At 68.8% G+C, this 25,872-nt stretch carries 27 protein-coding genes and 1 tRNA gene; 14 read left to right on the top strand and 14 right to left on the bottom strand.

What is annotated here, in order from left to right; all coding sequences use genetic code 11:
* Window positions 1-126: 126 nt before the first annotated feature.
* Entirely contained in the window at window positions 127-1,329 is a 1,203-nt protein-coding gene (locus tag DID96_RS07970) for an MFS transporter (RefSeq protein WP_124598815.1), read from the bottom strand.
* Between the two features lie 261 nt (window positions 1,330-1,590).
* Here DID96_RS07970 and DID96_RS07965 point away from each other — a divergent pair, with 261 nt between their 5' ends.
* From DID96_RS07965 to DID96_RS07955, 3 genes are all read left to right on the top strand, one after another.
* The gene (locus tag DID96_RS07965; RefSeq protein WP_124598814.1) at window positions 1,591-2,250 is read left to right on the top strand and encodes a HugZ family protein; all 660 of its coding nucleotides are present in this window, start codon (window positions 1,591-1,593) and stop codon (window positions 2,248-2,250) included.
* Between the two features lie 357 nt (window positions 2,251-2,607).
* Window positions 2,608-2,901: an H-NS family nucleoid-associated regulatory protein gene (locus DID96_RS07960; protein WP_124598948.1), complete on the top strand. Its 294-nt coding sequence runs from the start codon at window positions 2,608-2,610 to the stop codon at window positions 2,899-2,901.
* 237 nt (window positions 2,902-3,138) lie between these two features.
* On the top strand, window positions 3,139-4,305 hold the full coding sequence (locus tag DID96_RS07955; RefSeq protein WP_124598813.1) for a cation diffusion facilitator family transporter: 1,167 nt from the start codon (window positions 3,139-3,141) through the stop codon (window positions 4,303-4,305).
* Between the two features lie 34 nt (window positions 4,306-4,339).
* Here DID96_RS07955 and DID96_RS07950 read toward each other — a convergent pair whose 3' ends face one another.
* The 3 genes from DID96_RS07950 to DID96_RS07940 form a co-directional block, all read right to left on the bottom strand.
* Window positions 4,340-4,810 (bottom strand): Lrp/AsnC family transcriptional regulator, encoded by a 471-nt coding sequence (locus DID96_RS07950; protein ID WP_006477376.1) that lies wholly within the window; start codon window positions 4,808-4,810, stop codon window positions 4,340-4,342.
* A gap of 79 nt (window positions 4,811-4,889) precedes the next feature.
* Window positions 4,890-5,561, bottom strand: a complete 672-nt coding sequence (locus tag DID96_RS07945; RefSeq protein ID WP_124598812.1) for an exonuclease — start codon at window positions 5,559-5,561, stop codon at window positions 4,890-4,892.
* Complete coding sequence (locus DID96_RS07940; protein ID WP_124598811.1) at window positions 5,558-6,202, bottom strand: MBL fold metallo-hydrolase; 645 nt, start codon at window positions 6,200-6,202, stop codon at window positions 5,558-5,560. The genes DID96_RS07945 and DID96_RS07940 overlap by 4 nt, the downstream gene beginning before the upstream one ends.
* A 643-nt stretch (window positions 6,203-6,845) precedes the next feature.
* Here DID96_RS07940 and DID96_RS07930 point away from each other — a divergent pair.
* Window positions 6,846-7,454: a septal ring lytic transglycosylase RlpA family protein gene (locus DID96_RS07930; protein WP_124598810.1), complete on the top strand. Its 609-nt coding sequence runs from the start codon at window positions 6,846-6,848 to the stop codon at window positions 7,452-7,454.
* Window positions 7,455-7,582: 128 nt separating this feature from the next.
* On the opposite strand, the gene rsmI is transcribed toward DID96_RS07930, so the two are convergent.
* Complete coding sequence (gene rsmI / locus DID96_RS07925; RefSeq protein WP_124598809.1) at window positions 7,583-8,461, bottom strand: 16S rRNA (cytidine(1402)-2'-O)-methyltransferase; 879 nt, start codon at window positions 8,459-8,461, stop codon at window positions 7,583-7,585.
* Window positions 8,462-8,507: 46 nt separating this feature from the next.
* On the opposite strand from rsmI, the gene DID96_RS07920 reads away from it, so the two are divergent.
* From DID96_RS07920 to DID96_RS07900, 5 genes are all read left to right on the top strand, one after another.
* Window positions 8,508-8,960 carry a YraN family protein gene (locus tag DID96_RS07920; RefSeq protein WP_409333766.1) on the top strand — a complete coding sequence of 151 codons (453 nt, stop codon included), beginning with the start codon at window positions 8,508-8,510 and terminating at the stop codon, window positions 8,958-8,960.
* Between the two features lie 140 nt (window positions 8,961-9,100).
* Window positions 9,101-9,685, top strand: a complete 585-nt coding sequence (locus DID96_RS07915) for an SIS domain-containing protein (protein WP_124598807.1) — start codon at window positions 9,101-9,103, stop codon at window positions 9,683-9,685.
* A gap of 17 nt (window positions 9,686-9,702) precedes the next feature.
* Window positions 9,703-10,497 carry a BON domain-containing protein gene (locus DID96_RS07910; protein WP_124598806.1) on the top strand — a complete coding sequence of 265 codons (795 nt, stop codon included), beginning with the start codon at window positions 9,703-9,705 and terminating at the stop codon, window positions 10,495-10,497.
* A complete protein-coding gene (locus DID96_RS07905) occupies window positions 10,494-10,838 on the top strand; it encodes a c-type cytochrome (protein ID WP_124598805.1) in 345 nt (114 codons plus the stop codon). The genes DID96_RS07910 and DID96_RS07905 overlap by 4 nt, the downstream gene beginning before the upstream one ends.
* A gap of 62 nt (window positions 10,839-10,900) precedes the next feature.
* Window positions 10,901-10,976: transfer RNA gene (locus tag DID96_RS07900), tRNA-Ala, on the top strand.
* Between the two features lie 193 nt (window positions 10,977-11,169).
* Here DID96_RS07900 and DID96_RS07895 read toward each other — a convergent pair.
* The 3 genes from DID96_RS07895 to DID96_RS07885 form a co-directional block, all read right to left on the bottom strand.
* On the bottom strand, window positions 11,170-12,579 hold the full coding sequence (locus DID96_RS07895) for an enolase C-terminal domain-like protein (RefSeq protein WP_124598804.1): 1,410 nt from the start codon (window positions 12,577-12,579) through the stop codon (window positions 11,170-11,172).
* Window positions 12,580-12,678: 99 nt separating this feature from the next.
* On the bottom strand, window positions 12,679-14,019 hold the full coding sequence (locus DID96_RS07890) for an MFS transporter (protein WP_124598803.1): 1,341 nt from the start codon (window positions 14,017-14,019) through the stop codon (window positions 12,679-12,681).
* A 258-nt stretch (window positions 14,020-14,277) separates the two neighbouring features.
* Entirely contained in the window at window positions 14,278-15,186 is a 909-nt protein-coding gene (locus tag DID96_RS07885; protein ID WP_124598802.1) for a LysR family transcriptional regulator, read from the bottom strand.
* 106 nt (window positions 15,187-15,292) lie between these two features.
* Here DID96_RS07885 and DID96_RS07880 point away from each other — a divergent pair, with 106 nt between their 5' ends.
* Window positions 15,293-16,003 carry a glutathione S-transferase family protein gene (locus DID96_RS07880; RefSeq protein ID WP_124598801.1) on the top strand — a complete coding sequence of 237 codons (711 nt, stop codon included), beginning with the start codon at window positions 15,293-15,295 and terminating at the stop codon, window positions 16,001-16,003.
* A gap of 26 nt (window positions 16,004-16,029) precedes the next feature.
* On the opposite strand, the gene DID96_RS07875 is transcribed toward DID96_RS07880, so the two are convergent.
* The 4 genes from DID96_RS07875 to DID96_RS07860 are packed head-to-tail and all read right to left on the bottom strand — an operon-like array spanning window position 16,030 to window position 20,307.
* Window positions 16,030-17,196, bottom strand: a complete 1,167-nt coding sequence (locus DID96_RS07875; RefSeq protein WP_124598800.1) for an ABC transporter permease — start codon at window positions 17,194-17,196, stop codon at window positions 16,030-16,032.
* An 8-nt stretch (window positions 17,197-17,204) separates the two neighbouring features.
* Window positions 17,205-18,359, bottom strand: coding sequence for an ABC transporter permease (locus tag DID96_RS07870; RefSeq protein WP_124598799.1), 1,155 nt, complete (start codon window positions 18,357-18,359; stop codon window positions 17,205-17,207).
* Window positions 18,360-18,380: 21 nt separating this feature from the next.
* Complete coding sequence (locus tag DID96_RS07865; protein WP_124598946.1) at window positions 18,381-19,079, bottom strand: ABC transporter ATP-binding protein; 699 nt, start codon at window positions 19,077-19,079, stop codon at window positions 18,381-18,383.
* A 22-nt stretch (window positions 19,080-19,101) separates the two neighbouring features.
* Window positions 19,102-20,307 (bottom strand): efflux RND transporter periplasmic adaptor subunit, encoded by a 1,206-nt coding sequence (locus DID96_RS07860; RefSeq protein ID WP_124598798.1) that lies wholly within the window; start codon window positions 20,305-20,307, stop codon window positions 19,102-19,104.
* A gap of 420 nt (window positions 20,308-20,727) precedes the next feature.
* On the opposite strand from DID96_RS07860, the gene DID96_RS07855 reads away from it, so the two are divergent.
* Window positions 20,728-20,961 (top strand): hypothetical protein, encoded by a 234-nt coding sequence (locus DID96_RS07855; RefSeq protein WP_124598797.1) that lies wholly within the window; start codon window positions 20,728-20,730, stop codon window positions 20,959-20,961.
* Window positions 20,962-21,033: 72 nt separating this feature from the next.
* Here the strand turns inward: DID96_RS07855 and DID96_RS07850 are convergent, their stop codons facing one another.
* On the bottom strand, window positions 21,034-21,777 hold the full coding sequence (locus DID96_RS07850; protein WP_124598796.1) for a Mut7-C RNAse domain-containing protein: 744 nt from the start codon (window positions 21,775-21,777) through the stop codon (window positions 21,034-21,036).
* A gap of 74 nt (window positions 21,778-21,851) precedes the next feature.
* Between DID96_RS07850 and DID96_RS07845 the strand changes: the two genes are divergently transcribed.
* Window positions 21,852-22,739, top strand: a complete 888-nt coding sequence (locus DID96_RS07845; protein WP_409333764.1) for an NAD(P)-dependent oxidoreductase — start codon at window positions 21,852-21,854, stop codon at window positions 22,737-22,739.
* A 75-nt stretch (window positions 22,740-22,814) separates the two neighbouring features.
* Complete coding sequence (locus DID96_RS07840; RefSeq protein WP_124598794.1) at window positions 22,815-23,453, top strand: LysE family translocator; 639 nt, start codon at window positions 22,815-22,817, stop codon at window positions 23,451-23,453.
* An 81-nt stretch (window positions 23,454-23,534) separates the two neighbouring features.
* Here the strand turns inward: DID96_RS07840 and DID96_RS07835 are convergent, their stop codons facing one another.
* Complete coding sequence (locus tag DID96_RS07835) at window positions 23,535-24,818, bottom strand: MFS transporter (RefSeq protein ID WP_124598793.1); 1,284 nt, start codon at window positions 24,816-24,818, stop codon at window positions 23,535-23,537.
* Window positions 24,819-24,912: 94 nt separating this feature from the next.
* Between DID96_RS07835 and DID96_RS07830 the strand changes: the two genes are divergently transcribed.
* The gene (locus DID96_RS07830) at window positions 24,913-25,839 is read left to right on the top strand and encodes a LysR family transcriptional regulator (protein WP_124598792.1); all 927 of its coding nucleotides are present in this window, start codon (window positions 24,913-24,915) and stop codon (window positions 25,837-25,839) included.
* Window positions 25,840-25,872: the final 33 nt, after the last annotated feature.

The following is a 25,872-nucleotide window of genomic DNA, read 5'->3' as shown; positions in this document are numbered from 1 at the left end:
AGCGGTCAACAGCAGGGGTAGAAACGCGCATGCGGCAACGCATGCGCGTTTCTTTTTTCGGCGCGCGCCGGCGCGCACGACACGTAGCGGGAGGTGCGCAGCGGGATGCGCGCAGCGGGAGGCACGTCAGACCTTCAGGTGCGCGAGCACTTTCGGCGCGATGGCCGCGACGAGCGCCGCACACAGCGCGACGACCGCTAGCCCGACCGTCAGGTTCGCGGCCTGCGCGACCGCGCCGATCACGACCGGACCGAACAGCAGTCCGAAATACGCGAGGCCGGCCACGTGCGCGAGGCTCTCGGCCGCGTGGATGCCCTTGACGCGCGCGGCGGCGGCGAACAGCACGGGCATCATGTTCGCGAGACCGAGCCCCATCAGCGTGAAACCCGTAAGCACCACGGCCGGATAGGGCACGAGCAGCGCGCCGACCATCCCCGCGCACGCGAGCGACGCGCTCGCGAACACGAGCTGCGGTGCGCCGAACCGCGCGCGCACCGCGTCGCCCGCGAAGCGCGCGGCCGCCATCCCGCCGCAAAACGCTGCGTATGCGGCGCTCGCCAGCGCGGGGCTCGACGCGACGACGTCGCGCATGTAGACCGTCGCCCAGTCGTACATCGCGCCTTCGGCGATCAGCGCGATCAGCGCGATGCCGCCGAGCATCCACAGCGCGGGCGAGCGCCAGCGGTTGCCGCCGCCGTGCGCGTGTTCGTGATGCGGGACGTGCGGCAGCACCGCCGGGCACGACGCAACGAACACTGCGGCGCTGACTGCCGCGGCAAGCGCGAGATGCACGGCGCCCGCCATGCCGGCCGACAGCAGCGCGCCGCCTGCCGCGGCACCCGCCATCCCGCCGGCGCTGAACATCCCGTGCAGCGACGACATGATCGGCTTGCCGAGCGCGATTTCGACCGCGCTCGCCTCGGCGTTCATCGCGACGTCGAGCGTCGCCATCGAGAAGCCGAACAGCGCGAGCACCGCGAGCAGCAGCGGATAGTCGGGCACGACGAGAATCAGCGCCGCACACGCCGACATCGCGAGGCCGCCTGCGAGGCACGCGGTGCGCGAGCCGACGCGCGCGATCCAGCGCGCGACCGTCATCATCGCGGCGATCGACCCGCCCGCGACCGCGAACAGCGCGATCGACAGCAGCGCGGGGCTCAGCGCGAACTTGTCGCGCACGGTCGGCACGTGGACGCCCCATGATGCGTACATCATCCCGGCGACGAAGAACAGCGCCATCGTGGCGGTGCGTGCGCGCTGGCGAACCGGAAGCGGCAGGGCGTGATGCGCGACGGGCGGCACGGCAAGGTCGGGGGAGGAATCGGACACGGATGACTCGTCGGAAGGAAAATGACTGGCGTCACGAACGCCGTTTGAGATTCGCCCGATTCTATCGAACCGCTTACGATTTCGCTGGCGGGTGCGTGAAGGCCGGTGTCGGGTGTTCGGTGCCCGGTGCCCGGCACTCGGCGGCGAGCATCTGGTGCCCGACCATCGACACATTTCACGATTCGCCACGCTTTCCGCCGCGAGTAACATCGATCCGCCGCGGCCCGCCCGATGCGCCGCCTTTCGACTGCAGGAGTTTCCGTGAATATCGATCCCGCCCTTCCGCTGCACCTGCTGCACCGCTGCGCGCTCGGCACGCTCGCGACGCACGCGCGCGACCCGCAAGGCTTTCCGTATCCGACGGTCGTGCCGTTCGCGCCGGATGCGCGCCATCGGCCGGTGATCCTGGTGAGCGGCCTTGCGGAGCACACGCGCAATCTGATCGCCGACCCGCGTGCCGGGTTCCTTGTCGTCGATGCGCCGGACGGCGACGTGCTCGATGCCGAGCGTGCGACGTTGCTCGGCCGCTTCGCGCCCGTCGATGCCGACCCGCATCTCGTCGCGCGTTACCTGCGTTATGCACCGGACGCCGAGCGTTATCTCGCGCTCGGCGATTTCACGTTCTGGGCGCTCGACGTCGAGCGGCTGCGCTATATCGGCGGGTTCGGCCGGATGGGCTGGGTCGACGGCGCCGCGCTCGACCCGCGTGCGCCGCTCGCGTTCGACGACGAGCAGGCGCTGTGGGCGGCGCACGACGCCGGCGACGCGTGCCAGGCTGGCCTGGACCTGCTCGGCGTCGACCGCTATGGCGCCGACTGGCGGCGCGACGGCCGGCGGATACGGACCGCATTCGACGCACCGCAGGACGATATCGACCGATTGCGTGTGCAGCTGATCGAATGTGCGCGACGTGTGACCTGACGTCGCGGAATGTGTATTGCTGATGTCGGTTGGCTATACAAGTCGGGATTTTCGATCCTGTCGTCAGATGATAGCTTTGATTTTTTTTGATGCAGGGTAATTGCGTATGTTGAAAGTCTTAATGCGTCACACGTTATGTCCTAATCTGCGTGTAAGGACGCAAGAATTTGAGATATGGCCGTCGCCGGTCGAATTGACCTGTGCGAATTACTATTCGAAGCCGGGATTTTTAATGCGCGTTGCTTCAGGCGATTCTTTTTTGTGCTAATCTCTGCCTTCAAAATCCGAGGCGAAAATATTTCAGGAATGGTGAGCTGGCCACAGAGCGGCGCCATCGATCATTTGGAAAGGGAAACTATGTCTTCTTACAAGGACCTGCTGGCCCAGCGGGAGAAGCTGGAGAAGCAAATCGAAGAAGCCAAGTCGCGCGAATACGCCGAAGTGCTCAATGATGTGAAGCAGAAAATCGCGGATTACGGTTTTTCGCTGGTCGAGCTCGGCCTGAACCGTGCGAAGCCCGGTAAGGTTGGCCGTCCGCGCGCTGGTGTCGCCGCAAAGTATCGCGATCCGGAATCGGGCGCGACGTGGTCGGGCCGCGGCAAGCCGCCGCGCTGGATCGCCGGCAAGAATCGCGAGCAGTTCGCAATTTAAGCGTTTGTTTAAGTTGTGTGGCCAAAAGGCCGCGCGTCCGCTTGGCGGAGCGCGGCCTTTTTGCATGGTGCGCGTCGGACGTGCGTGCGCCGTCACGAAAATGTCACGCCCGGGTGTGAATGAAAATGCGAGCTGTTCGCATAAGCGATTGATTTAAATGGAAAATTTTGGGTTATCGGAATAAGCGGCGGGCCAGATTTGATAGAATCCGGCATCCACTTCGATATCTCATATTTCATGTCCACCTTTTCCGGCGACGCGCAGAGCGCGGATAAGCACGCCGTCGCGCGCAAGAGCACGCTGGTCAGTATCGTACTGAATGTCGTGCTGGCCACCTTTCAGATCGTTGTCGGCACTATTGCGCATTCGCAGGCATTGATTGCCGACGGTGTTCATTCGATTTCCGATCTGGTGTCGGATTTTGTCGTACTGGTTGCGAATCGCCATAGTGGTGCATTGCCGGATGCCGACCACAATTACGGACACAGCCGCTACGAGACGGTTGCATCGCTGTTTCTCGGCGGGATTCTGATTGCGGTCGGCATCGGCATGCTGTGGCGGGCCGGCGATCGCCTCGTGCATCTCGAGGACATCCCGCCCGTGCATTTTGCCGCGCTGATCGTCGCGGCCACCGTGCTGGTATCGAAGGAAGCGCTGTTCCGCTACATGCTGCGCGAGGCGCGTCGCGTGCGCTCGGCGATGCTCGTCGCGAATGCATGGCATGCGCGTTCGGACGCCGCGTCGTCGCTCGTCGTCGCGATCGGCATCGTCGGCAGTCTCTCGGGCTTCCGGCTGCTCGACCCGATCGCGGCCGCGATCGTCGGCTTCATGGTCGCGCGGATGGGCTGGACGTTCGGCTATGACGCGCTGCAGGACCTGTCGGATCGCGCGCTCGACGAAACCGACACCACCGAGATCCGGGCGCTGCTCGCGGCGACGCCCGGCGTGCGCGACGTGCATGACCTGCGTACGCGCAAGATGGGCGACGCGGCGCTCGTCGACGCGCACATCCTCGTCGATCCGATGATTTCCGTTTCCGAAGGGCACTATATCGCCGAGACCGCGCGTGCGCGCGTGCTGACGGACCGGCGCGTGCTCGACGCGCTGATCCACGTCGATCCGGAGAACGATGCCGCGCGCCGCCCGGCGCTCGCGTTGCCGCCGCGCAGCGAGATCGCGAAGCAGCTCGAGGCGGAACTCGCAAAACGCGGGTTGCGCGCGAGCGCGATCAGCCTGCACTACCTGAGCACGGGCCTCGAAATCGACGTGACGCTTGTCGCCGATCCGCAGGCGAGCAGCGACGCCGACGCGGCGCTCGCCGAACGGCTCGACGTCGATGCGCTGGCGCGGCAGTTCGGCGCGCGCCGCATCAGCTTCACGCGCTCGGTATCGGTGCGCGCGTGATGCGCGCGCGGCCGTCTGATGGCCCGCGCGGGCGTCACAGCGGCAGTTGCGTGTCGAACTTGATTTCGCGCAGCACGACACTCGTGCGCACCTGCGACACGGCGGGGATCTTGAAGATGCGTTCGTGCAGGAACACGTCGTAGGCCTTGATGTCGGGCGCGACGATCTTGAGGATGTAATCGGCTTCGCCGGTCGTGCTGTAGCACTCGGTGACTTCCGGACAGGTCGCGATCTCGCGCTCGAACTGCTCGACGCCGCCTTCGTTGTGGCGCGTGAGGTGCACGTGCGCGAGCGCGCACACGTGCAGGCCGAGCTTCTCGCGATCGAGCAGCGCGGTGTAGCGCTGGATCACGCCCGACTGCTCCATGTCCTTGATGCGGCGCCAGCACGGCGTGCTGGACAGGCCGACCTGGTCGGAGATTTCCTGGACCGAGCGGCGCGCGTCGAGCTGCAGCAGGCGAAGGATTTTTTGCGAAAAGGAATCGAGCGTCACCTGCGCCTCCATGCGGCAGATACAACACTCCGAATGTTAGAGGTGCGAGGAAGGAAACGCAATCCGATGCGCCGTCACTGAGCGAGATTCGCTAATTTGCGCGGGGATCCGTGGGATTTTGCCCTGCTGCTCCGTTGTCTGCACCATTGTCGGCTGCGGTGCTGGCCGAGGCCGTCCGCGCGGCGAGCGCGGCCTGCTGCACGCGCAGGTCGGCGAGCATGTTGCAGAAGAGCGCGCCTTGTTCGATCGCGTCGTCGAGCGCGACGTGCGTGTGCGGATGGTCGTCGAACCAGTGCTTCGGGAAGCGCGGCTTGATCGCCTTGCGGTACGGCAGGCCCGTCATCGCGAACGCGAGCGTCTTGATGTCGAGCGCCGACCACGAGAACGGGCAGCGGCCCGCGAAGCGCATCATGTACCAGAACATGAACGTGAAGTCGAAACCGGCCGGCATCGCGACGAATACCGGCTTGCCGGGCAGCGCCTCGACCCAGCCGACGTATGCGACGAGCGCCGCTTCCGGCGCCTGCAGGTCGAGCCGGCACGCGGCCCACGCTTCGGGCTGGGTCTTCCACCACGCGTCCTGGACAGGATGCGGCGCGGCGCCCGGCAGCGTCTCGAGGTTCGCGGAGAACGTCGCGATCAGCTGCTTGTCCTCGGTGTACGCGGCGGACGCGAAGCTCAGCATCGAGTGCGGGCCCGGAATCGGGCCGTCGGCCTCGACGTCGGTGCTGACGTAGATCTCCGGAATCGCGGTCTGGCTCATCCGAACACCTTGTCCGACACGAACGGATTCGTGCGGCGCTCGTCGCCGAACGTCGACACGGGGCCGTGGCCCGGCACGAACGTGACGTCGTCGCCGAGCGGCCAGAGCTTGTCCTTGATCGAACGGACGAGGTCGGCATGGTTGCCGCGCGGGAAGTCGGTGCGGCCGATCGAGCCGGCGAACAGCACGTCGCCGACGATCGCGAGCCGGTGCGCGCGGCTGAAGAACACGACGTGGCCGGGCGTGTGGCCCGGGCAGTGATAGACCTCGAGCGTTTCGTCACCGAACTGCACGGTATCGCCATCGTTCAGCCAGCGATCGGGCTCGAACGCATCGGCGGCCGGAAAGCCGAAGCGCTCGCTCTGCATCGGCAGCTTCTCGATCCAGAAGCGCTCGTCTTCCTGCGGTCCCTCGATCGGCACGCCGTAGTGCGTCGCGAGCGTCTTCGCGCCCGCGCAGTGGTCGATGTGCCCGTGCGTCAGCAGCACCTTCTCGATCTGCACGTTCTGCTGCGCGACTTCCTGCTGGATCCGTTCGAGATCGCCGCCGGGATCAACGACGGCGGCGCGGCCGGTCGTCTCGCAGACGAGCAGCGAGCAGTTCTGCTGGAACGGCGTGACCGGGATGAGCGTGACTTTCATGGAAGCACCGGCGGCTAAAAGGTCCGATTGTACCGGGCGCGCGAGCGGCCTGCCGTCCGCATGCCGCAGGATTCGCCGCGCATGGGCGGGCAATCCCGGAGCATCCCGATTGTTACAGCCATAGCGAGAATCAATGGCCGGGACAGGCCGTTTTGCAGGACCACATTTTGATTTATGTATAATGCGGTTCATCACGCGTGATTTTCACGCGTTTCGCTGGTGTTCGAGCCCCGTCAGACAGGGGGCCATGAGCACCGTCAAAGCATCGGCCGCCGGGAGTCCGGCGGCGAATCCAGCACCGAGCGTTCGGTGCTCACGTCTTGTCCGGCCGGGTGCTACGCGCCCGCCGCGGCCTTGCTGCCGCAACGCCGGATGAGGCCTGTGCCGCCGTTCCTGTGCGTTGGCTGTTGCAACGCGCGCGAACGTGAAAGCCATGTTCGATGGCGGCATGTGGGGTCTGGTCAGGCTGCCGGGGACAGGTTGCGCCAGACGTGAAAACTAATCAGGACGGTTGCGGCAAGTACGATAGCCGCGCCCATGCAAGCCGCCTGCTCGCATTCGAGCGGGGCGTGCACGCATTTGCCGTCCGGGCCGCGTATCAACCGTTGTGAAGGAGCGGCCCGAACCAGAAGGCGACACGTCGATGAATTTTCGATTTCCGAGCCGATTCGGAACCTTGGCAGTATTTCTCGCGTTGACGGGCTGTGCCGTACCGCCCAGCCAGACGACCAGCAGCGCGAACCAGAAGAACGCGGTCAAGACGACCGGCGCCGCGAACGCGGACAACAACAAGTCGCAGATGAATTTCGATTCGGCGCTGGCATCGATGCCGGCCGCCGACAGCAAGGACGCGAAGAGCACTTCGCTGGCCGACGCGCAGCCGATCGACGGCGCCGACGTGTCCGATTTCCGTCAGAACGGCCGCGCATCGTGGTACGGCCGGGGCTTCCACGGCCGCCGCACCGCGAACGGCGAGCGCTTCAACATGAACGCGCTCACCGCCGCGCACCGCACGCTGCCGCTGTCGTCCTACATCAGGGTGACGAACCCGTCGAACGGCAAGTGGGTTGTCGTGAAGGTCAACGATCGCGGGCCGTACAAGCGAGGCCGGGTGCTCGACCTGTCGTACGCGGCCGCGAAGATCATCGGTCTCGTGCACGCGGGCACCGGGCGCGTGAAGATCGAAGGGCTGTCGCCGCAGGAAGCGCGCGAGGCGCGCGACGAGATGGTCGCGTCGAACTCGGCGAAGTAACGCGACGCGGATCGCCCCGCAGATGCAAAAAGGGCTGCCTTCGGGCAGCCCTTTGTCGTTCAGGCGCGGCGCTTTCCGGTGGTCCGGCGGCGGCCGTCGCTGCCGACCGGAGACCGGCCGCCGCGTTCTCAACCGTCCTTCAGCGCCAGCGCGCGCGCATACAGCGCGTTGCGCGGCGCGCCCGTCAGCGCGGCCGCGAGTTTCGCCGCGCTCTTCACCGGCACTTCCTCCAGCAGCAGCTTGAGCAGCGCATCGTGCGCGGTGTCGTCGGCCGCGCCCTTGTCGGCCGGCGCGCCTTCGACGACGAGCACGAACTCGCCGCGCTGCCGGTTCGCGTCGCCTTCGAGCCAGGTCAGCCCTTCGGCCAGGGTGCCCTGGAACAGCTGTTCGTGTAGCTTGGTCAGCTCGCGTGCGATCAGCAGCCGGCGCGCGGGGCCGAATGCGTCGGCGAGCGCGGTGACCGTCTCGACGATCCGGTGCGGCGCCTCGTAGAACACGAGCGCATAGGGATGCGCGGCCAGCGCCTGCAGCTCGGCGGCGCGCTGCTTCGCCTTCGGCGGCAGGAAGCCTGCGAACGTGAACGTGCCGGCCCAGTCGCCCGCGACGCTGAGCGCGGTGACGGCCGCGCTCGCGCCGGGCAGCGGAATCACCGCGAAGCCAGCCGCGCGCACCGCGTCGACGAGCCGCGCACCGGGGTCCGAAATGCCGGGCGTGCCGGCGTCCGATACGTACGCGACGCGCTCGCCGGCGCGCAGGTGCTCGATCACGCGCAGCGCCGCTTCGCGTTCGTTGTGCTCGTGCGCGGCGATGAGCGGTTTCGAGATCCCGTAGCGGGTGAGGAGCTGGCCGGTGTTGCGGGTGTCCTCGGCCGCGATGCGGTCGGCGAGGCCGAGCACATGGAGCGCGCGCAGCGTGATGTCGGCCGCGTTGCCGATCGGCGTTGCGACGATGTAGAGCGCGGCGGCCGGGTAGTGCTGCGTGTGCGCAAGTTCAAGGAGGGAAGTCATGGCGGGCAACGCGCGCGGGCGCGGCGCAAGCGGAACAAGGTCGGCATTGTGCCACGGGGCGTCGTCCGGATCGCCCGGCGGCCGCCGCGATCCGCTGCGCGCGGACGCGCAGGCAACGGCGCGTGGCGACAACTTTTCCGGCGCGGTGCGATCCAAGTCGGTCGGTGCGGCGTTCGAGGCACGGGCGCGGCAGTTCCTCGAACGCCGCCAGCTCGCGTTCGTCGCAGCGAACGTGACGATGCGCGGCGGCGAGCTCGATCTCGTGATGCGCGAGCCGGATGGCATGCTGGTCTTCGTCGAGGTGCGCGCGCGGCGCAGCGTCCGGCATGGCGGTGCGGCGGCGAGCATCGGCTGGCGCAAGCGCCGGCGGCTCGTCGCGGCCGCACAGCAGTTCTGGGCGCGGTACGGCGCCGGCGCGCCGTGCCGCTTCGACGTGGTCGCGTTCGAAGCCGGGCAGCTCGTGTGGCTGCGCGACGCGTTTCGTATCGACGACGTATAGCGACGACGTATCGCCGCGAGCTGTGACGAGATGTAAAGAGTTCTTGCCAGGCCCCCGGACGAGGCCCCGGAGTACGGTAAACTCGCCGCACCCATGATGTCGCGCGATGTCCATCACGCGTTGTACCCGGTCAGGAATCGATGTCAGTCGAACGTATTCAGCAACATTTCCGCGCTAGTGTCGCGCTTCACCTCGAAGCCGCCGACGCGCTGTCGCTGCCGATCGCAGCCGCGGTCGACGCGATGTTCGCCGCGCTGGCGAACGGCAACAAGATCGTCGCATGCGGCGACGGCCCGTCGGCCGCCGCCGCGCAATACCTCGCCGCGTCGCTGGTCGGCGGCTTCGAGCGCGAGCGGCCGGGCCTGCCCGCCATTGCGCTCGGCACCGATGCGTCCCACGCGGGCCTGACCGGTGCGGCGGCGCCCGAGCAGCTGTTCGCGCAGCAGGTGCGCGTGCTCGGGCAGACCGGCGACATCCTGCTGGTGCTCGACCCGACCGGCGCGTCGCCGCGCGTTCTGGCCGCCGTCGACGAGGCGCACGAGCGCGAAATGACGGTGGTCGCGCTGATGGGCGGCAGCAGCCATGCGCTCGCGGCCGCGCTGTCCGACACCGACATCCCGATCAGCGTGCCGGCCGAACGCGCGGCGCGCATCCAAGAAGTCCATCTGCTGACCATCCACTGCCTGTGCGACGGCATCGACGCGATGCTGCTGGGTGAGGATTGAATGAAGGAGAGCCGTCGATGAAACCAAGCCGCGTCAAACAGACGCTCGTCAGAACCACGCTGCTTGCCGCGCTGACGGCGGGGCTCGCCGTGTCGCTGCAGGGCTGCGTGCTCGGGGTGCTGGGCGCAGCAGCCGGCGGCGGCGCGCTGATCGCGACCGATCGCCGCACGCTCGGCGCGCAGACGGAAGACCGCGAGATCCAGGTCAAGGCGACGACGCAGATCAACAGCGGCCTGCCGGACCAGGCGCACGTGAACGTGACCGTGTTCAACCGCCGCGTGCTGCTGACGGGCGAGGTGCCCGACGATGCGTCGAAGCAGCGCGCCGAGGCCATCGTGCGCGGGATCAACAATGTGAACGGCATCGTCAACGAGCTGGCGATCGGGCCGGCCAGCTCGCTGTCGGACCGCGCGAACGACTCGTACCTCGAAGGGCGCGTGAAGACCGCGCTGATCGGCGAGAAGGGCATCTCGGCGAACAATTACAAGGTCGTCTGCGAGCGCGGCAATCTCTACCTGTTGGGCCTCGTGACGGTCGACGAAGGCAACCGCGGCGCGGAAGTCGCGAGCCAGGTGCCGGGCGTCGAGAAGGTCGTGAAGGTGTTCCAGTACATCAAGCCGCAGGATGCGCAGGCACTGCAGGCGGCGACGCCCGCGAGCGGCGCCGCTGCGACGTCGGCCGCGCCGGCGGACAATGCGACGGTCGGCGCCGTGCCCGACACGTCGGTGACGTCGACGCCGCTGCAGCCGCCCGCGCCGATCTCGAATTCGAGCAACGTGCATCCGGGCAACCCGAAGGCGGTGCCGCAATGAAGCTGAAGCACTGGATGCAGGGCGCGGTTGCCGCGGCGCTCGTGGCCGGCACGTTCGGCGCGGTCGCGCATGCAGACGTCGGCGACGGCCTCAAGGTCGCGCGCGGCAATGCGTGCATGGGCTGCCACGCGGTCGACCGCAAGCTGGTCGGCCCGTCGTTCAAGGACATCGCGGCGCGCTACAAGGGCGACCCGCAAGCCGTGGCGAAGCTGTCGAAAAAGGTGAAGGAGGGGGGCTCCGGCGTGTGGGGCGCGATTCCGATGCCCGCGCATCCGCGCATGAGCGATGCGGACGTCCGTTCGGTCGTCGAATGGGTGCTGGCGGGGGCGCCGTCGAAGTAACGACGCCTGTATCGACACCTATTGCCAAGCGCGCAAATGCGTGTGTATGATCAATATCTGTTGGGGCGGTAGCTCAGCTGGGAGAGCGTCGCGTTCGCAATGCGAAGGTCGGGAGTTCGATCCTCCTCCGCTCCACCAACAGATTTCGAAGGGCTCGATCGCAAGATCGGGCCCTTTTTGCTTGGTCAGCGCGGCGCCGATGCCGGCCGAGTTCCACCTCTGTGGTGGGTGGCATTGCCCGCCGCCCGCCGCCCGCCGCCCGCCGCCCGCCGCCCGCCGCCCGCCGCCCGCCGCCCGCCGCCCGCCGCCCGTCGTCCGCCACCGTCAGTCGTCACCCCCGCCCGAAACTCGGCCTTTTCGGATCGTAAGTCCACCCCGGCACGAGATACCGCATCGCAACCGCGTCGTCGCGCGCGGTGCCGCCGACCTGCATGTACAGCGCATGCGCGGCTTCCACCTGCGCCATGTCGAGCTCGATCCCGAGGCCCGGCCGCTGCGGCACCGCGACCTTGCCGCCGACGATCTCGAGCGGCTCGCGCGTGAGCCGCGCATCGCCTTCCTGCCAGATCCAGTGCGTATCGATCGCGGTGATCGCGCCCGGTGCGGCGGCCGCCGCATGCGTGAACATCGCGAGCGACACGTCGAAGTGATTGTTCGAATGCGAGCCCCACGTGAGCCCCCAGTCGCGGCACAGCTGCGCGAGCCGCACCGAGCCCTGCATCGTCCAGAAATGCGGATCGGCGAGCGGGATGTCGACTGCCTGCAGGCGCACCGCGTGATCCATTTGTCGCCAGTCGGTCGCGATCATGTTGGTTGCGGTCCTGATCCCGGTCGCGCGGCGGAATTCGGCCATCACCTCGCGTCCCGAATAACCGGCCTCCGGCCCGCACGGGTCTTCCGCGTACGCGAGCAGGTGGCCTTGCCCGCGGCACAGCGCGACCGCCTCGTCGAGCGACCACGCGCCGTTCGGGTCGAGCGTCACGCGTGAATCGGGAAAACGGGCCTTGATCGCGGCAATCGCCTCCATCTCGTCGGCGCCCGCCATCACGCCGCCCTTCAGCTTGAAATCGGCGAATCCGTAGCGTTCGACCGCCGCCTCCGCCTGCCGCGCGATCGCCACGGGCGTCAGCGCCTCCTCGTTGCGCAGCCGGAACCACGCATCACGCGCGCCGGTTTCGTCGCGATACGGCAGGTCGGTGCGGCGCCGGTCGCCGGTATAGAACAGGTACGCGAGCATCGGCACCGCGTCGCGCTGCTGGCCTTCGCCGAGCAGCGCCGCGACCGGCACGTCGAGGTACTGGCCGAGCAGGTCGAGCAGCGCGGCCTCGATCGCGGTGATCACGTTGTCGAGCCGCAGGTTGATCTCGTGCGGCTGCCGCAGCACGGCGGCTTCGCCGGCCGATGTCACCTCGTGCCGGATCGCGCGGCCGGCCGCCGCACCGGTGCCGGACAATGCCGCGCGCACGGCATTGAGCGTCGCCTGATAGCGCCCGATCGGCTGGCCGACCACGAGACCGGTCATGCGCTCGAGCGCCTGCCTGATCCCTTCGCCGCCCGGCACTTCGCCGACGCCGGTGCGCCCGCTGCTGTCGGCGAGGATCACGAGGTTGCGGGTGAAGAACGGCGCATGCGCGCCGCACAGGTTGAGCAGCATGCTGTCGCGCCCGGCGACGGGGATCACCTGCATGCGCATCACCAGCGGGGTGCCCGGCGTCGGGCCGGCGCTGCGGGGGTCGGACATCGCTTCGCTCCTGATTGCTGTTTGTGCTGTTTGTGCTGCTTGTGCTGCTTGTGCTGTTTGGCGCGGGCGGCCGGGCGTGCCGGCGCGAGCCCGCATCGTTCATTCCAGCTCGACGCGGCGGATCTCGCCGACGACGAACACGTAACAGATCACCGCGACGAGCGCGTGCGCGACGACATAGACGAGCGCGCCGTTGAACGAGCCGCTGCGATCGACGATGTAGCCGATCGCGATCGGCGTCGTGATGCTCGACAGGTTGCCGCAGGTGTTGAGCAGCGCGCCGCTCAGGCCGGCGATCTGGCGCGGCGCGGTGTCGGCATTGACGGCCCAGCCGAGCGCGCCGAGCCCCTTGCCGAAGAACGACAGCGCCATGAACAGCACGACGAGCACATGCGATTCGGTGTAGTTGCAGACCACCATCGACATCGACAGCAGCATGCCGATGACGATCGGCACCTTGCGCGCGACCGACAGCGACAGGCCGCGCTTCAGCAGCGCATCGGACACGACGCCGCCGAGGATGCCGCCGAGAAACCCGCACACGGCCGGGATCGACGCGACGAGCCCGGCGTTGAGGATCGACATCCCGCGCGCCTGCACGAGGTAGACGGGAAACCACGTGATGAAGAAGTAGGTCAGCGCGTTGATGCAGTACTGCGCGACATAGACGCCGATCAGCATCCGGCTCTTCAGCAGCGCCTTCACGTGGCGCAGCTGCGGGCCGCCGTCGCGCTGGCCGGTCGCCTGGTCGATGTTGACGAGCGCGCCGCCGTCGGCGAGATAGTCGAGTTCGGCGCGGTTGATGCGCGGGTGGTCCTTCGGGTCGTACACGGTGCGGTTCCATACCGCGACGAACGCGAAGCCGAGCACGCCCATCACCGCGAACACCGACTGCCAGCCGAACGCGTGCACGAGCCAGCCCATCAGCGGCGCGAACACGACGGTCGCCGCATATTGCGCCGCGTTGAAGATCGCCGACGCAGTGCCGCGCTCGGGCGCAGGGAACCACGCTGAAACGATCCGGCTGTTGGCCGGGAACGACGGCGCCTCGGCCGCGCCGACGCAAAAGCGCAGCGCGAACAGCAGCGCGAACGCGGCGCCGCCGCCGAAGAAGCCGATCGCGCCCTGCAGCAGCGTAAACAGCGACCAGAAGAAGATGCTGAACGCGTAGACGATGCGCGACCCGTAGCGATCGAGCAGCCATCCGCCCGGCAGCTGCGCGACGACGTACGACCAGCCGAACGCGGAAAAGATGAAGCCGATCTGCACATGGTTCAGGTGCAGCGCGCGGGCGAGGCTCGGGCCCGCGATCGAGATCGCGGCGCGGTCCGCGTAGTTGATCGTCGTGACCGCGAACAGCGCGGCCAGCACGACCCAGCGCACGCGGGTGCGCACGGCCGTCGCCGACGCGGACGCCGGCAACGCGTGAAGCGGATTCATGATGTCTCCTCCGAAAACGGAAGGGGCCGCGGTGCGGCCGGCGCGTCGGGCGCGCTCGATCTCGTGTCGGTACTGCCGGCCGGCGGCGCGGATCAGGCGGATGCCCGCCGCCCGCGCGTCGGCCGGACGCCTCTAGCGTCGCCGCGACGCGCGACGATCGAGAGCGTCAGGGGCATTCTTGCATGGCGAATATTCCGCTTTCATGCCAATTCATGACTTGATCGATGCAAATTTTGAATCGCTGTTCGGCGCGCGCCGCTACGCCGGTTCCGGCGTCGCGGCGCGCGGCCCGGCCACGTGCTGCACGAGGAAATCGACCACGGCGCGCACGGCGGGCAACTGGCCGCGGCGGTGCGGCATCAGCAGTGTCGTGGTCACCTGGCCGGCGTGCCATGCGGGCAACACGTGCACGAGCGCGCCCGTTCGCAGCGCGTCGCCGGCGATCCAGTCCGGCAGGCACGCGATGCCGAGGCCGGCGACGGCCGCCTGCAGCAGTACCGTCGATTCGTCTGCGTGCAGGCGGGGGCGCGGCGCGATCTCGACGCTGTCGGTGCCGCGGCTGACGCGCCACGGGGCGGATTGCAGGTTCGGATACAGGCCGTCGTGCTGCGCGAGTCCGGCCGGCTCGGCAGGTTCGCCGCACCGGGCAAGATAGGCCGGCGATGCGACGAGGATGATCGGCGAAACCGCGAGCGGGCGCTGCACCAGCGCGGAGTCGGGCAGCGGCGCGAAATGGCTGCGCACCGCGATGTCGAAGCCTTCCTGCGCGAGATCCACCAGCCGGTCGCCCGCATGGATCTGGAGCTGCAGCTTCGGATGGGCGGCGGCGAACGCCGGCAGGCAGGGCGCGAGGAAATGCTGCGCGACGGGCACCGAGCTCGTGATGCGGACGACGCCGCGCGGCTCGGCGGCCTGCCGCAGCACCGCGTCCCGCGCGCTTTCCGCCTCGATCACCGCCGCGCGGGCATGGATGAAGAAGTCGGCGCCGACCGGCGTCAGCCGAAAGCTGCGCGACGTGCGGTGCACGAGCCGCGCGCCGAGTGTGCGCTCGAGCTCGGCGACCCGCTTGCTCACCGTCGATTTGGGCAAGTCGAGCAGGCGGGCGGCCGCGGACATGCTGCCGGCTTCGACCGCCTGCACGAAGAGATAGAGATCGTTCAGATTCACCGGTCAGCGTCCACAAGGAGAAACGACGGGTTTCGATTTTACCGGCTACAGAAGCATCGTTCGAAATGCGAGCATTCGAGCTCCTTCAATCACCTGGATATGTCCGATGTCTCCGATCCTTTTCTACGGCGTTCCCGCCGGCTGCTCGTTCGGCTCGATCGTCGCGCTCGAGTGGGCTGGCCGTCCGTACCGGCTCTCGCGCATCACGATGCCCGGCCTCGTCACGAGCGACGCGTTTCTGACGCTCAACCCGGTCGCCGAGACGCCGGCGTTCATCACCGAGGCCGGCAACGTGCTCACCGAGAGCATCGCGATCCTCGGCCATATCAGCGCGGACGCGGCCGGCACCGGTCTCGCGTTCCGGCAGGGCACACATGACTTCGACCGGCTGAACCGGATGCTCGCGTATCTCAACACCACGTTCTTCAGCGCGTTCGGCGCGCTTTGGCACGTGTACGAGCACGGCTGCGCAGGCGCGGAGAAGGAGGTGCTGCAGGCGTTCGGCCGCAGCCGCGTGATGAAGGCGCACCGGCAGCTCGAAGCGATGCTCGGTGACGGCCCGTGGCTGCTCGGCCGGCAGCGCACGCTCGCCGACGCGTATTTCGCCGGCCTGGCCCGCTGGGCCGATTATCACCAGGTGTTCGACAGCGCCGCATTCCCGCGCATCGCCGCGCTGCGCGCACGGCTTGGCGATGATCCCGGCGTGCAATTTGCACACGCGATCGAGGACGAGCGAGCGCTGCCGGCCTCGACGGCGTTCGAAGGGCACGTCGCGCTCGATGCCGCGCTTGCGCTCGCCCGGCTCGCGCCGGCCTGACGGCGGGCGGCAGGCGGCAGGCGGCCTCAGCGCGCCCGCAGCGCGTCGACGATATTCATCCGTGCGGCGCGCAGCGCCGGCAGGAAGCCGCCGATCAGCCCCATCGTCAGCGAGAACAGCAGCGTCTTCACGACGATGGCCGGCGTGAGCACGAAGCGGAACGACAGGTCCGAGAAAGTCTGGAAATTGGTGGTCGAGAACGACGCGAACTGCATCAGCGCCGCGCAGCCGAGCCCGGCGACGCCGCCGACGAGGCCGAGCAGCAGCGCCTCGAGCAGGAACGCAGCGAGCACGTTCGCGCGCTTGAAGCCAAGCGCGCGCAGCGTGCCGATTTCCGCGACCCGGTTGGCCACCGACGCGTACATCGTGATCATCGCGCCGATCATCGCCGCGATCGAAAAGATCGACGACAGCGTGATGCCGAGGATGTTGATGAAGGTCGACAGCGCGCGCGACTGGTCGCCGTAGAACGCCTGCTCGCGCTTGGCCTCGTCGGCGAGCCGCGGATCGACGTCGATGTCCGCCTTGAAGCGCGCGAACTCGTCGGGCTGCGCGATGCGCACGATCATCGACGAATAGCTGGTGCGCCGGAACGACTGCATCAGCTGGTCGACGTCGCCCCAGATCTCGGAATCGAAGCCGCTGCCGCCGGCGTCGAAGTGGCCGACGACGGTCCAGTCGCGCTGCGCGAAGCGCAGCCGGTCGCCGATCTGCGTGCTGCTGAAGCCTTTCGCGATCGCGCTGCCGACGACGATCTCGGACGACCCTGCGTTGAACATGCGCCCGGCCGTGAGCCGCACGCGCGGGCGCAGCCCGACGCCCGCCGGCGACACGCCGCGGATCACGACGTTCGACGGCTTGCCGGTCGCGGTCTTCACGAGCGAGATCAGCACCACCGCCTCCTTCGACGCCAGCGGCCGGCCGTCGGAGCCGAGCGCGACCGACGGATGCGTCTCGATGGCGTTGGCCTGCCTGTGGTCGATCGCGCTCTGCACCTCGGTTTCCGCACCCTTGCGGATCACCACGACGTTGTCCGGCTCGCCGGTCGACACGAGCGTCTTCGTGAGGCCCGCGTCGAGCATCAGCACGGTCGCGAACACGAACACGACGAGCGCCATCCCGCCCGCGGTGAGCACCGTGGTGAGCCGGCGGGCCCACAGGTTGCGCGCGATGTAGGCGAGCGGAATGGCCATCGCGGCGCCTAGCCGATCGCCCGCAGGCCTTCGACGACGCGCACCCGCGCCGCGTGCCACGCCGGCACGAGCGCGGCCGCGACGCCAACCGCGAGCGAGCAGGCGGCCTGCAGCGCGATCGTCTGCGCGGACACGTTGAACACGGGGAACACGCCGCCGGTCGCCCGCTTGAACAGGTCCGCCGCCGGCGGCATCGCGAGCATGCCGAGGCTGCCGCCGATCGCGGCGATCACGAGCGATTCGCCGAACACGAGCAGCGCGAGGAAGCCGGGGCGGAAGCCGAGCGCCTTGAGGGTCGCGTATTCGGTCGTGCGCTCGCGCGCGCTCATCGCCATCGCATTGGCCATCACGGCCATGATGATCACGATCACCACGTAGGACACCACGCGGATCGCCGCGATGATCTGGTTCGACATCGCGACGAAGCCGAGCTGGAACGCCTGCTCGGTTTCGGTGAGGGTCTCGGCAAGCGAGTTCTTGAACACGGCGTCGACGTTGCGGGAGATCGCGGCGGCGTCGTCCGGGTTCGCGATCCCGAACACGTACACGCCGACCTGGTCGGCCTGCCGCGGCGTCGTCTTGCGCACCCGCTCGTTCAGATAGTCCCAGTGGAAGATCAGCTGCCGCGTGATCGTCGATTCGTCCCGTCCGTCCAGGATGCCGCGCACGACGAATTCCCAGGTGCCGGGGTAGATCGTGCCCTTGATCGGGATCACGTCGCCGACCTTGAAGCCGAACTGGTTCGCGAGCTGCCGGCCGATCAGGCAGCCCTTGCGGTCGCGCTGGTAGTCGGCGCGCTGCTGCGCGGGCAGGATGAACTCGGGATACAGGTCGAGATAGTTGTCCGACACGGCGAACTGCGCGAAGAAGTTCTTCGGCTCCCGGTAGATGCCGCCGAACCAGTTCGAGCGGGCGACGATCGTCACGCCGTCGACGCCGCGGATCCGGTTCTCGTAGCTCACCGGCAGCGGAAACACGAGCGAGATCGCGTTGCGCGTGACGAGCCGCGCATTGGACGCCGCGGCGGCGCCCGCGTACCACGCGTCGACCACGGTGTGCAGCAGGCCGTACGCCAGCACCGCGACGGTCAGGCCGAGCACGGTCAGCAGCGTGCGCAGCTTGTGCCGCAGCGCGTTGCGCACGATCAGCTTCAGCGCGTACATCGCGCGGCTCCGCGAGCGCGTTCAGCCGGCCTGCCCATTGATCAGCTCCCCTTTTTCCAGATGCACGAGCGCCTTTGCCGCGCCAGCCGCATGCGCGTCGTGGGTCACCATGATGATGGTCTTGCCGAGCTCGGCGTTCAGGCGCTGCATCAGCGCCAGCACCTCGCCGGCGGACGCGCGGTCGAGGTCGCCGGTCGGTTCGTCGGCGACGATCAGCGCCGGGTCGGTGATCAGCGCGCGCGCGATCGCGACGCGCTGCTGCTGGCCGCCGGACAGCTCGGACGGGTAATGGTCCATCCGGTTCGCGAGGTTCACCATGTCCAGCACCAGCTCGACGCGCTCGCGCCGCTCCCGGCGCGGCAGGTGCGTGAGCATCAGCGGCAGCTCGACGTTCTCGAACGCGGTGAGCACCGGCATCAGGTTGTAGAACTGGAAGATGAAGCCGACGTTGGCGGCGCGCCAGTCGGCCAGCGCCGCTTCCGCCAGCCGCGTGATGTCGAGGCCGCCCACGCGCAGCTCGCCGCTGTCCGGCCGGTCGATGCCGGCCACCAGGTTGAGCAGCGTGCTCTTGCCGGAGCCCGACGGCCCCATCAGCGCGACGAAATCGCCTTCGCCGATGTCGAGCGTGATGTCGGTCAGCACCGGCACGGTCTGCACGCCGCGCCGGTACGATTTCGCGACGTGGCTGATCTCGACGATCGGGGCGGGCAGGGAGGGCATCGCAGGGGGTGACGCGTTCACGCTATTTCTTCGCGACGGTCACCTTCGCGCCGTCCTTGAGCTTCGCGCCCGGCGCCAGCACGAGCGTGTCGCCCGCCCGCACGCCGCGGATCGCGACGAGTTCGCCGATCCGCGCGCCGGTCGTCACGGCCGTCTCGCGCACGGCGTCGTCCTTCACGACGAACACCACCTGGCGGCCGTCGCGCTCGGCGACCGCGCCCGCCTGCACCGCCGTCACGGGCTGCTTGTCCTGCGCCGACACGGGCTTCGACAGGAACGCGATCTTCGCGCTCATGTCCGGCAGCACGCGCTCGTCACGATCGACGAAGCGCACCTTGACCAGCACGGTCGCCTTCGAGCGGTCCACCGTCGGCACGATGCGCGACACGCGGCCGGCGAAGCGCTGGTCCGGCAGCGCATCGAGCAGGATTTCGCACGGCTGGTCGACGCGGATCCGCGCGATGTTCGATTCCGCGACATCCGCCTCGACCTCGAGCGTGTCCATGTCGGCGATCGTCACGACCGCACCCTTGCTGTCCGACGCGGACGAGAATGGCGTGATGTTGTCGCCGACGTTCGCGTGCTTTTCGAGCACGACGCCGTCGAACGGCGCGCGGATCGCGGTCTGGTCGACCGCGACCTGCGCGGCCTGTGCGTTGGCCTCGGCCGACGCGATCGCGGCGCGGTTGCTGTTGACGGACGCCCGCGCCTTGTTGACGCGCGCGAGATCGGTGTCGTACTGCGCGACGGGCACCGCGCCCTTCGGTGCGAGGATTTCGGTGCGGTGGAACGCGATTTCGGCGTCCTTCAGCTCGGCCTGCTGCAGCGCCAGGTTGGCCTGCGCGACCTTGACCTGCGCCAGCGCCTGCCCGAGCGCGGCCGCGACGTCGCGGCTCTCGAGCCGCGCGATCACCTCGCCCTCCTTCACGCGCGTGCCTTCGAGCACGCCGAGCCATTCGACGCGGCCCTGCGCCTTCGACGCGACCGCGGCCTTGCGCTGCGGCACCACATAGCCGGTCGCGTTGAGCATCGTGTCGTTCTGGAACGGGTAGGCGGTGGTCACGGTGGTCGTCTCGACCGCCGGTCGGCCGGTCAGCGCGATGCCCGCACCGATCGCCGCAGCGGCGAGCGCGGCAATGACCGCGTAGCGGAGCCACGGGCGCCGCTGCGGGACGGTCGCGGCCGGCCGCCGGTCGATTTTCAACCTGTCCAGATTGTGATCAGGCAATTTGGGATGTCTCGTGCCGGCAGCGCGTCAGCGGCGCGGCACCGTGCGGCAGGCACCTCGACCGATCGCGATCCGGTTTCCGGGGAAAGGGACGGATGGAAGCCAGTATAGCGTCGCCGCGACGGCGCGCGAGCGCGCTTGTCGGGTGGCGCGCACGCATGCCGTGACGCCGATCATGGCCGGTCCGGTCCGACGGCGCCGGCGCGTCAGGGAAAGCCCGGATGCCACGGGCCGCCTGTCAACTCACTGCAAACACGGTGCGTTATGGAGCCAGTGGGTCAGTATTCGTCAGGGCCGGAACGCGCAAGCCGACCAGCCCGGCGGCGACCGGAACCTCCGGCGCAGCTGGCGCTCCGATGCGGATGCCTCGCATCTTTTCATACCGATACATTTGATTTTTTCCCTGTTTAAGGAAGAACGATGAAGAAGACGCTCGCTTCGATCATGACCGCAGCATTCGCACTCGCATCGGTTTCGGCATTCGCACAGGCTTCGGCGCCGGCCGCCGAAGCACCGGCCGCCGCATCGGCGCCGATGAAGAAAGATCACACCAAGCCGAAGCACCAGCTGAAGCAACACGGCTCGGTGAAGGGCAAGGCGAAGGCCGCTGCAGCATCCGCCGGCGGCACGAACGACTCGGGCACGCAGAACTGAGTCGCCTCCCGGGCCGGTCATCCGGCCGGCAGTCGCAACCCCGCATGTTCCGGCACGCGGGGTTTTGTTTTTTCAGGCGCCGGGCGACACCGCGCGCATCGCGTCGACGACCATGCGCATGCGGCGCCAGTGCGAGCCTTCCCAGAACACCCGCTGGCATACGTCGCACGCGGCGAAGCGCCGGTGGCGCTGCCGGACGCCGGCCGGCACCCGCGCGGCAGCGTCGTCCGCGCTGAGCGGATGCAGCGGCGCGTTGCAGCGCAGGCACAGGCGGAATGGCCGCATCTGCGGCGCGAGATCGAGCCGCACGAACAGTTCGCGCAGCTGCGCGGCGGGCTGCAGCGCGTGCAGGTAGCAGCCGCGCGCGACCGCGCGCCGCTTCAGCAGCTCGCGGTCGCGGGTGAGCACGACGCGGCCGTCGCACGCGGCGAGCTCGGCGATCGTGTCGTCGCTGAAATGATTGTCGTAGCAGGTGTCGAAGCCGGCGAGGCGCAGCAGTTGCGCGAGGCCGCCGAGGTGAGCGTCGGCGACGAAGCGCCATTCCGGGTGCGCCGGCGCTTGCGCGCCGTCCGGCAGCGGCCGCGCGCGTTCCGGGTAGATATCGACGCTGTCGCCTTCCGCGAGCCGCCGGTCGAGCGGCGCCGGCAGGCCATTGATGCGCAAGTGCCCGACTTCCGTATGCGGGACGCCGAGCGCCTCGACCATGTGCTTGACGCTCGCCTCGGGCGCGCACGCGCGGGCAATCGCGCGGTCGCGCTGCGTGCGCGCAAGGAACGCGTTCAGTTCGCCGTGGAAACGGAAGGTCGCGGTCGCCATTCGCGCAGTATCGCATCGTGCGTGGCCGCCGTGCCTGCAAGTTGCGCACAACTGTGTTTAACTCCGGGCTTCACTTGTCGAAGGAGCGAGCGATGGATCTCGGATTTATCGGGCTGGGCGAAATGGGGCTGGCGATCGCGGCGAACCTGCTGAAGGCGGGGCACGGGGTGCGGGTCTGGAACCGGTCGCGCGAGCGGGCCGCGCCGCTCGCCGACCTCGGTGCGCAGGTCGTCGACACGCCTGCCGACGCGTTCCACGGCGATGCCGTGTTCTCGATGCTCGCGGACGACGCGGCCGCGCGCGCGGTCTTCGACGACACGTTGCTCGCGCAGGCGCCCCGCGGGCTGATTCATGTGAACATGGCGACGATCTCGGTCGCGCTCGCCGAATCGCTCGCCCACGCGCACGCGGAGCGCGGTCTTCACTACGTCGCCGCGCCGGTGATGGGGCGGCCGGACGTCGCGGCGGCCGCGCGGCTGACGATCATGGCGGCCGGCCCGGCGGAAGCGATCGAGCGGATGCAGCCGGTGTTCGACGCGATCGGCCAGAAAACCTGGCGCTTCGGCTCGCTACCGCAGCACGCGAACGTCGCGAAGCTCGCCGCGAATTTCACGCTCGCGTCGGCGATCGAGACGCTCGGCGAAGCGTCGGCGCTGCTCGCGGGGCATGGCGTCGCGATGCGCGATTTCCTCGACGTGATCACGAGCAGCGTGTTTCCGGGGCCCGTGTACGAAGGCTATGGCGGCATGATCGCCGAACGGCGCTACGAGCCGGCGCGCTTCAAGGCGCGCCTCGGACTGAAGGACGTGCGGCTCGCGCTCGAGGCCGGCGACGCGGTGTCGGTGCCGCTGCCGGTCGCGAGCCTCGTGCGCGACAACCTGCTCGACGCGCTCGCGCACGGCGGCGGCGAGCTGGATTTCGCGGTGCTCGGCGAAGTGGCGTCGCGCCGCGCGGGCCGCTGACGTTGACGCTGCGGGACAAACCCGCACCGCACGCGGCATAATCGTCCTTTCGTTTTCCTTCAGGCAGAGGCCGTGATGAATTTGCACACATGGTGGCTTTTCGTGGCGACGGTGTTCGTCGTGTCGGCGATTCCGGGCCCGAACATGCTGCTCGTGATGACGCACGGCGCCCGCCACGGGCTGCGGCGTTCGTCGTCGACGATGGCCGGCTGCCTGACCGCGCTGGTGCTGATGCTGTCGGTGTCGGCGGCCGGGCTCGGCGTGTTCCTCGAGGCGTGGCCGGCGATGTTCAACGCGCTGCGCTTCGCCGGTGCCGCGTATCTGATCTACCTTGGCGTGAAGGCGTGGCGCGCGCGGGTCGACGACGCGCCGGCCGCCGACGTCGAATCGGTGCCGCGCCAGGCCGTGGCGGCGTCGCGCTGGGCGCTGTTTCGCAACGGCTTCCTCGTCGCGGGCAGCAATCCGAAGGCGATCCTGTTCGCGGCCGCGCTGCTGCCGCAGTTCATCAACGCGGCCGAGCCGACGCTGCCGCAGTTCGGCGTCCTGGTCGTCACGTTCGCCGTGATCGAAGTGAGCTGGTATCTCGTCTATGCGTCGTTCGGCACGCGCATCGGCGCGACGCTGAAGAGCCAGAACGTCGCGAAGGCGTTCAACCGGCTGACGGGCGGCCTGTTCGTCGGCTTCGGCGCGATGATGGCGCTGGTTCGTCACTGACCGGCTTCGGTCCGCACGCCTGTCGTTGGCGTGCGCCGGCCCGGACGCCCCGTCCTCGCGAGAGGGCGGGGCGTTCGTCTTTCACGGGCGCGGTTCCGGCACGGCCACGGTGCTGGCATGTCGGCCCGAGACCAGGCCGAACAGGCCGGCTGCGCTGGTGAACGCGAGCGCGACGCAGCACACGCCGTGCCAGCCGGCCCACGCCCATGCGCTGCCCGCGAGCGCCGCGCCGGACGCGCCGCCGACGAAGAAGAGGCCGACGAACAGGCCGTTCAGCCGGCCGCGCGCAGCGGGATTCAGCAGATTGATCGCGCGTCGGCCGAGCGTCTGGTCGGTGATGACGCCCGCGTCGAGCAGCGCCGCGCCGGCGACCAGCAGCGCGAGCGCGGCACCGCGATGCGCGTGCGCATCGAAGCCGCCCCAGCCTGCGGCTGCGACGCCGATCGCGACGAGCGCGACGAGCATCGTCGCATGCGCGATCCGCAACGCGGCCGGGCCGTGGCCGCGGTCGCCGGCCCAGCCCGCGAGCGGCGTGACGATCGCTCCGCTCGCGCCGGCGAATGCGAACAGCGCGATCCCGTGCAGCCCGAACGCGAACGGCGGCTGGGCGAGCCGCAGCCCGATCGCGGTCCAGAACCCGCTGAACGCGGCCATCCCGAGCGCGGCGGACAGCGCGTGCCGCCGCAGCAGCGGCTCGTCGGCCAGCAGGCGTCCCATCGATGCGAGCAGCGCGCGGTAGCCGGCCGTCGCGTGTGGCCGTCGCATGGGCAGCCGGAACGCGAGCACCACGGCGATCGCTGCGTTCGCGGCCGCCGCGACGCCGTAGAACGCACGCCAGCCGGCCGAGCCGGCGATCAGGCTCGCGAGCGGCCGCGACAGCAGGATGCCGAGCATCAGGCCGCTCATCACGTTGCCGACCGCGCGGCCGCGCTGCGCATCGGGCGCCATCGACGCGGCCATCGGCACCAGCATCTGGATCACGCTCGACGCGGCGCCGGCGACCAGCGTCGCGAGCAGGAATACCGTGCCCGAGCGCGTAATGGCCGGCAGCGTGAGCATTGCCGCGCAGACGGCGAGCGTCGTCACGATCAGGCGGCGGTTTTCCAGCAGGTCGACGAGCGGCACGAGCAGCACCAGCCCGATCGCATAGCCTAGCTGCGGCAGCATCGCGACGAGGCCGGCGAGGCCCGGCGGCAGGTGCAGGTCGGCGCTGATCGGGCCCGTCAGCGGCTGCGCGGCGAACAGGTCGACGACGATCACGCCGACCGTCGCGGCGAAGAACAGCGTCATGCCCGCGCTCAACGCGGGTGTCGTGCCGCCGGACGGGGGCGCGGTGGCGGGGCAGAGGTCGGCAGGGCAGGTCATGGTCAGCCGGAGGGAAGGTGGAAAGTGCCCATCGTAGGCGGTTGATGTTTATGCGACAATTGAAATATGTCTATCATGATTATGCGAGTTTGTTTTGAATACGCGCGATCTACAGGCATTCGTCGCGGTGGTCGACAGCGGCTCGATGGTGGCCGCGGCGGCGAAGCTCCATCTGACGCAGCCGGGCCTCACGCGGCGCGTGCAGAACCTCGAAACGCTGCTCGGCGTGCCCCTGCTCGAGCGGCAGAGCAAGCCGCTGAAGCCGACCGCCGCCGGGCGTGAGGTCTATGCGCTTGCGCGCAACGTGCTCTGCGCGGTCGACACGCTGCTGGCGGTCGGCTCGCCGGACAGCGAGCCGTCGGGCGAGCTGCGCATCGGCGTGCCGCCGTTCCTGTCGGAGCTGGCGCTCGAGGGGCCGATCGACCGGCTGCGCGACGCATTTCCACGGCTGACGCTGCGGGTGACGGCCGGCTGGTCGCCGGCGCTGTTGCAGAGCGTCGAGCAGGGCGCGCTCGATGCGGCCACGGTGATGATGCCGGCCAGCGCGACGCTGCCGGACGCGCTGACGAAGACGCTGCTCGGCATGCAGCCGGCCGTGCTCGTCGCCGCGCGCAACTTTCCGCTGCCGGAAGGGCCGCTGACGCTCGACGCGCTGTCGCGTTTTCCGTGGGTGCTGAGCCAGGACGGCTGCGGGATGCGTTCGGCGCTGAGCCGCGCGCTCGGCGCGGCCGGGCTGCCGTTCGACGTGGCGGTCGAGGCGTTCGGCTCGGATTTGCAACTGTCACTCGTCGCGCGCGGCACCGGGATCGGCATCGCGTCGCCGGCCGCGCTCGCGCGGAGTGCGCATCGGGACGCGCTGCGGGTCGTGCAGACGTCGGGGCTCGAGACGCGGATCAACATCTGGCTCGTGCACGGCGCGCTGCCGGGCCGCCTGATGCGGCCGATCGCGCTGCTGCGGGACACGCTGGCCGACGTGCTCGACCGGAAAAATCTGATAGGGTCAGAAGAGAAGGCGGATTAGAGCAGGTCTTCGAGGGAAAATCCTTATTTTCTC

Source organism: Burkholderia sp. Bp8963 (assembly GCF_003854275.1).
GTDB lineage: Bacteria > Pseudomonadota > Gammaproteobacteria > Burkholderiales > Burkholderiaceae > Burkholderia.
Note: the sequence above shows the minus strand (reverse complement) of the source record. Positions and strands in the feature narration are given on the sequence as shown.

Excerpts from the sequence above, each read along its gene's own strand:
- DID96_RS07960 (WP_124598948.1), top strand. The coding sequence starts at position 2,608 with ATGTCTTCTTACAAGGACCTGCTGGCCCAGCGGGAGAAGCTGGAGAAG.
- DID96_RS07955 (WP_124598813.1), top strand. The coding sequence starts at position 3,139 with ATGTCCACCTTTTCCGGCGACGCGCAGAGCGCGGATAAGCACGCCGTC.
- DID96_RS07950 (WP_006477376.1), bottom strand. The coding sequence starts at position 4,810 with ATGGAGGCGCAGGTGACGCTCGATTCCTTTTCGCAAAAAATCCTTCGC.
- DID96_RS07945 (WP_124598812.1), bottom strand. The coding sequence starts at position 5,561 with ATGAGCCAGACCGCGATTCCGGAGATCTACGTCAGCACCGACGTCGAG.
- DID96_RS07940 (WP_124598811.1), bottom strand. The coding sequence starts at position 6,202 with ATGAAAGTCACGCTCATCCCGGTCACGCCGTTCCAGCAGAACTGCTCG.
- DID96_RS07930 (WP_124598810.1), top strand. The coding sequence starts at position 6,846 with ATGAATTTTCGATTTCCGAGCCGATTCGGAACCTTGGCAGTATTTCTC.
- rsmI (WP_124598809.1), bottom strand. The coding sequence starts at position 8,461 with ATGACTTCCCTCCTTGAACTTGCGCACACGCAGCACTACCCGGCCGCC.
- DID96_RS07915 (WP_124598807.1), top strand. The coding sequence starts at position 9,101 with ATGTCAGTCGAACGTATTCAGCAACATTTCCGCGCTAGTGTCGCGCTT.
- DID96_RS07910 (WP_124598806.1), top strand. The coding sequence starts at position 9,703 with ATGAAACCAAGCCGCGTCAAACAGACGCTCGTCAGAACCACGCTGCTT.
- DID96_RS07905 (WP_124598805.1), top strand. The coding sequence starts at position 10,494 with ATGAAGCTGAAGCACTGGATGCAGGGCGCGGTTGCCGCGGCGCTCGTG.
- DID96_RS07895 (WP_124598804.1), bottom strand. The coding sequence starts at position 12,579 with ATGTCCGACCCCCGCAGCGCCGGCCCGACGCCGGGCACCCCGCTGGTG.
- DID96_RS07890 (WP_124598803.1), bottom strand. The coding sequence starts at position 14,019 with ATGAATCCGCTTCACGCGTTGCCGGCGTCCGCGTCGGCGACGGCCGTG.
- DID96_RS07880 (WP_124598801.1), top strand. The coding sequence starts at position 15,293 with ATGTCTCCGATCCTTTTCTACGGCGTTCCCGCCGGCTGCTCGTTCGGC.
- DID96_RS07875 (WP_124598800.1), bottom strand. The coding sequence starts at position 17,196 with ATGGCCATTCCGCTCGCCTACATCGCGCGCAACCTGTGGGCCCGCCGG.
- DID96_RS07870 (WP_124598799.1), bottom strand. The coding sequence starts at position 18,359 with ATGTACGCGCTGAAGCTGATCGTGCGCAACGCGCTGCGGCACAAGCTG.
- DID96_RS07865 (WP_124598946.1), bottom strand. The coding sequence starts at position 19,079 with ATGCCCTCCCTGCCCGCCCCGATCGTCGAGATCAGCCACGTCGCGAAA.
- DID96_RS07855 (WP_124598797.1), top strand. The coding sequence starts at position 20,728 with ATGAAGAAGACGCTCGCTTCGATCATGACCGCAGCATTCGCACTCGCA.
- DID96_RS07850 (WP_124598796.1), bottom strand. The coding sequence starts at position 21,777 with ATGGCGACCGCGACCTTCCGTTTCCACGGCGAACTGAACGCGTTCCTT.
- DID96_RS07840 (WP_124598794.1), top strand. The coding sequence starts at position 22,815 with ATGAATTTGCACACATGGTGGCTTTTCGTGGCGACGGTGTTCGTCGTG.
- DID96_RS07835 (WP_124598793.1), bottom strand. The coding sequence starts at position 24,818 with ATGACCTGCCCTGCCGACCTCTGCCCCGCCACCGCGCCCCCGTCCGGC.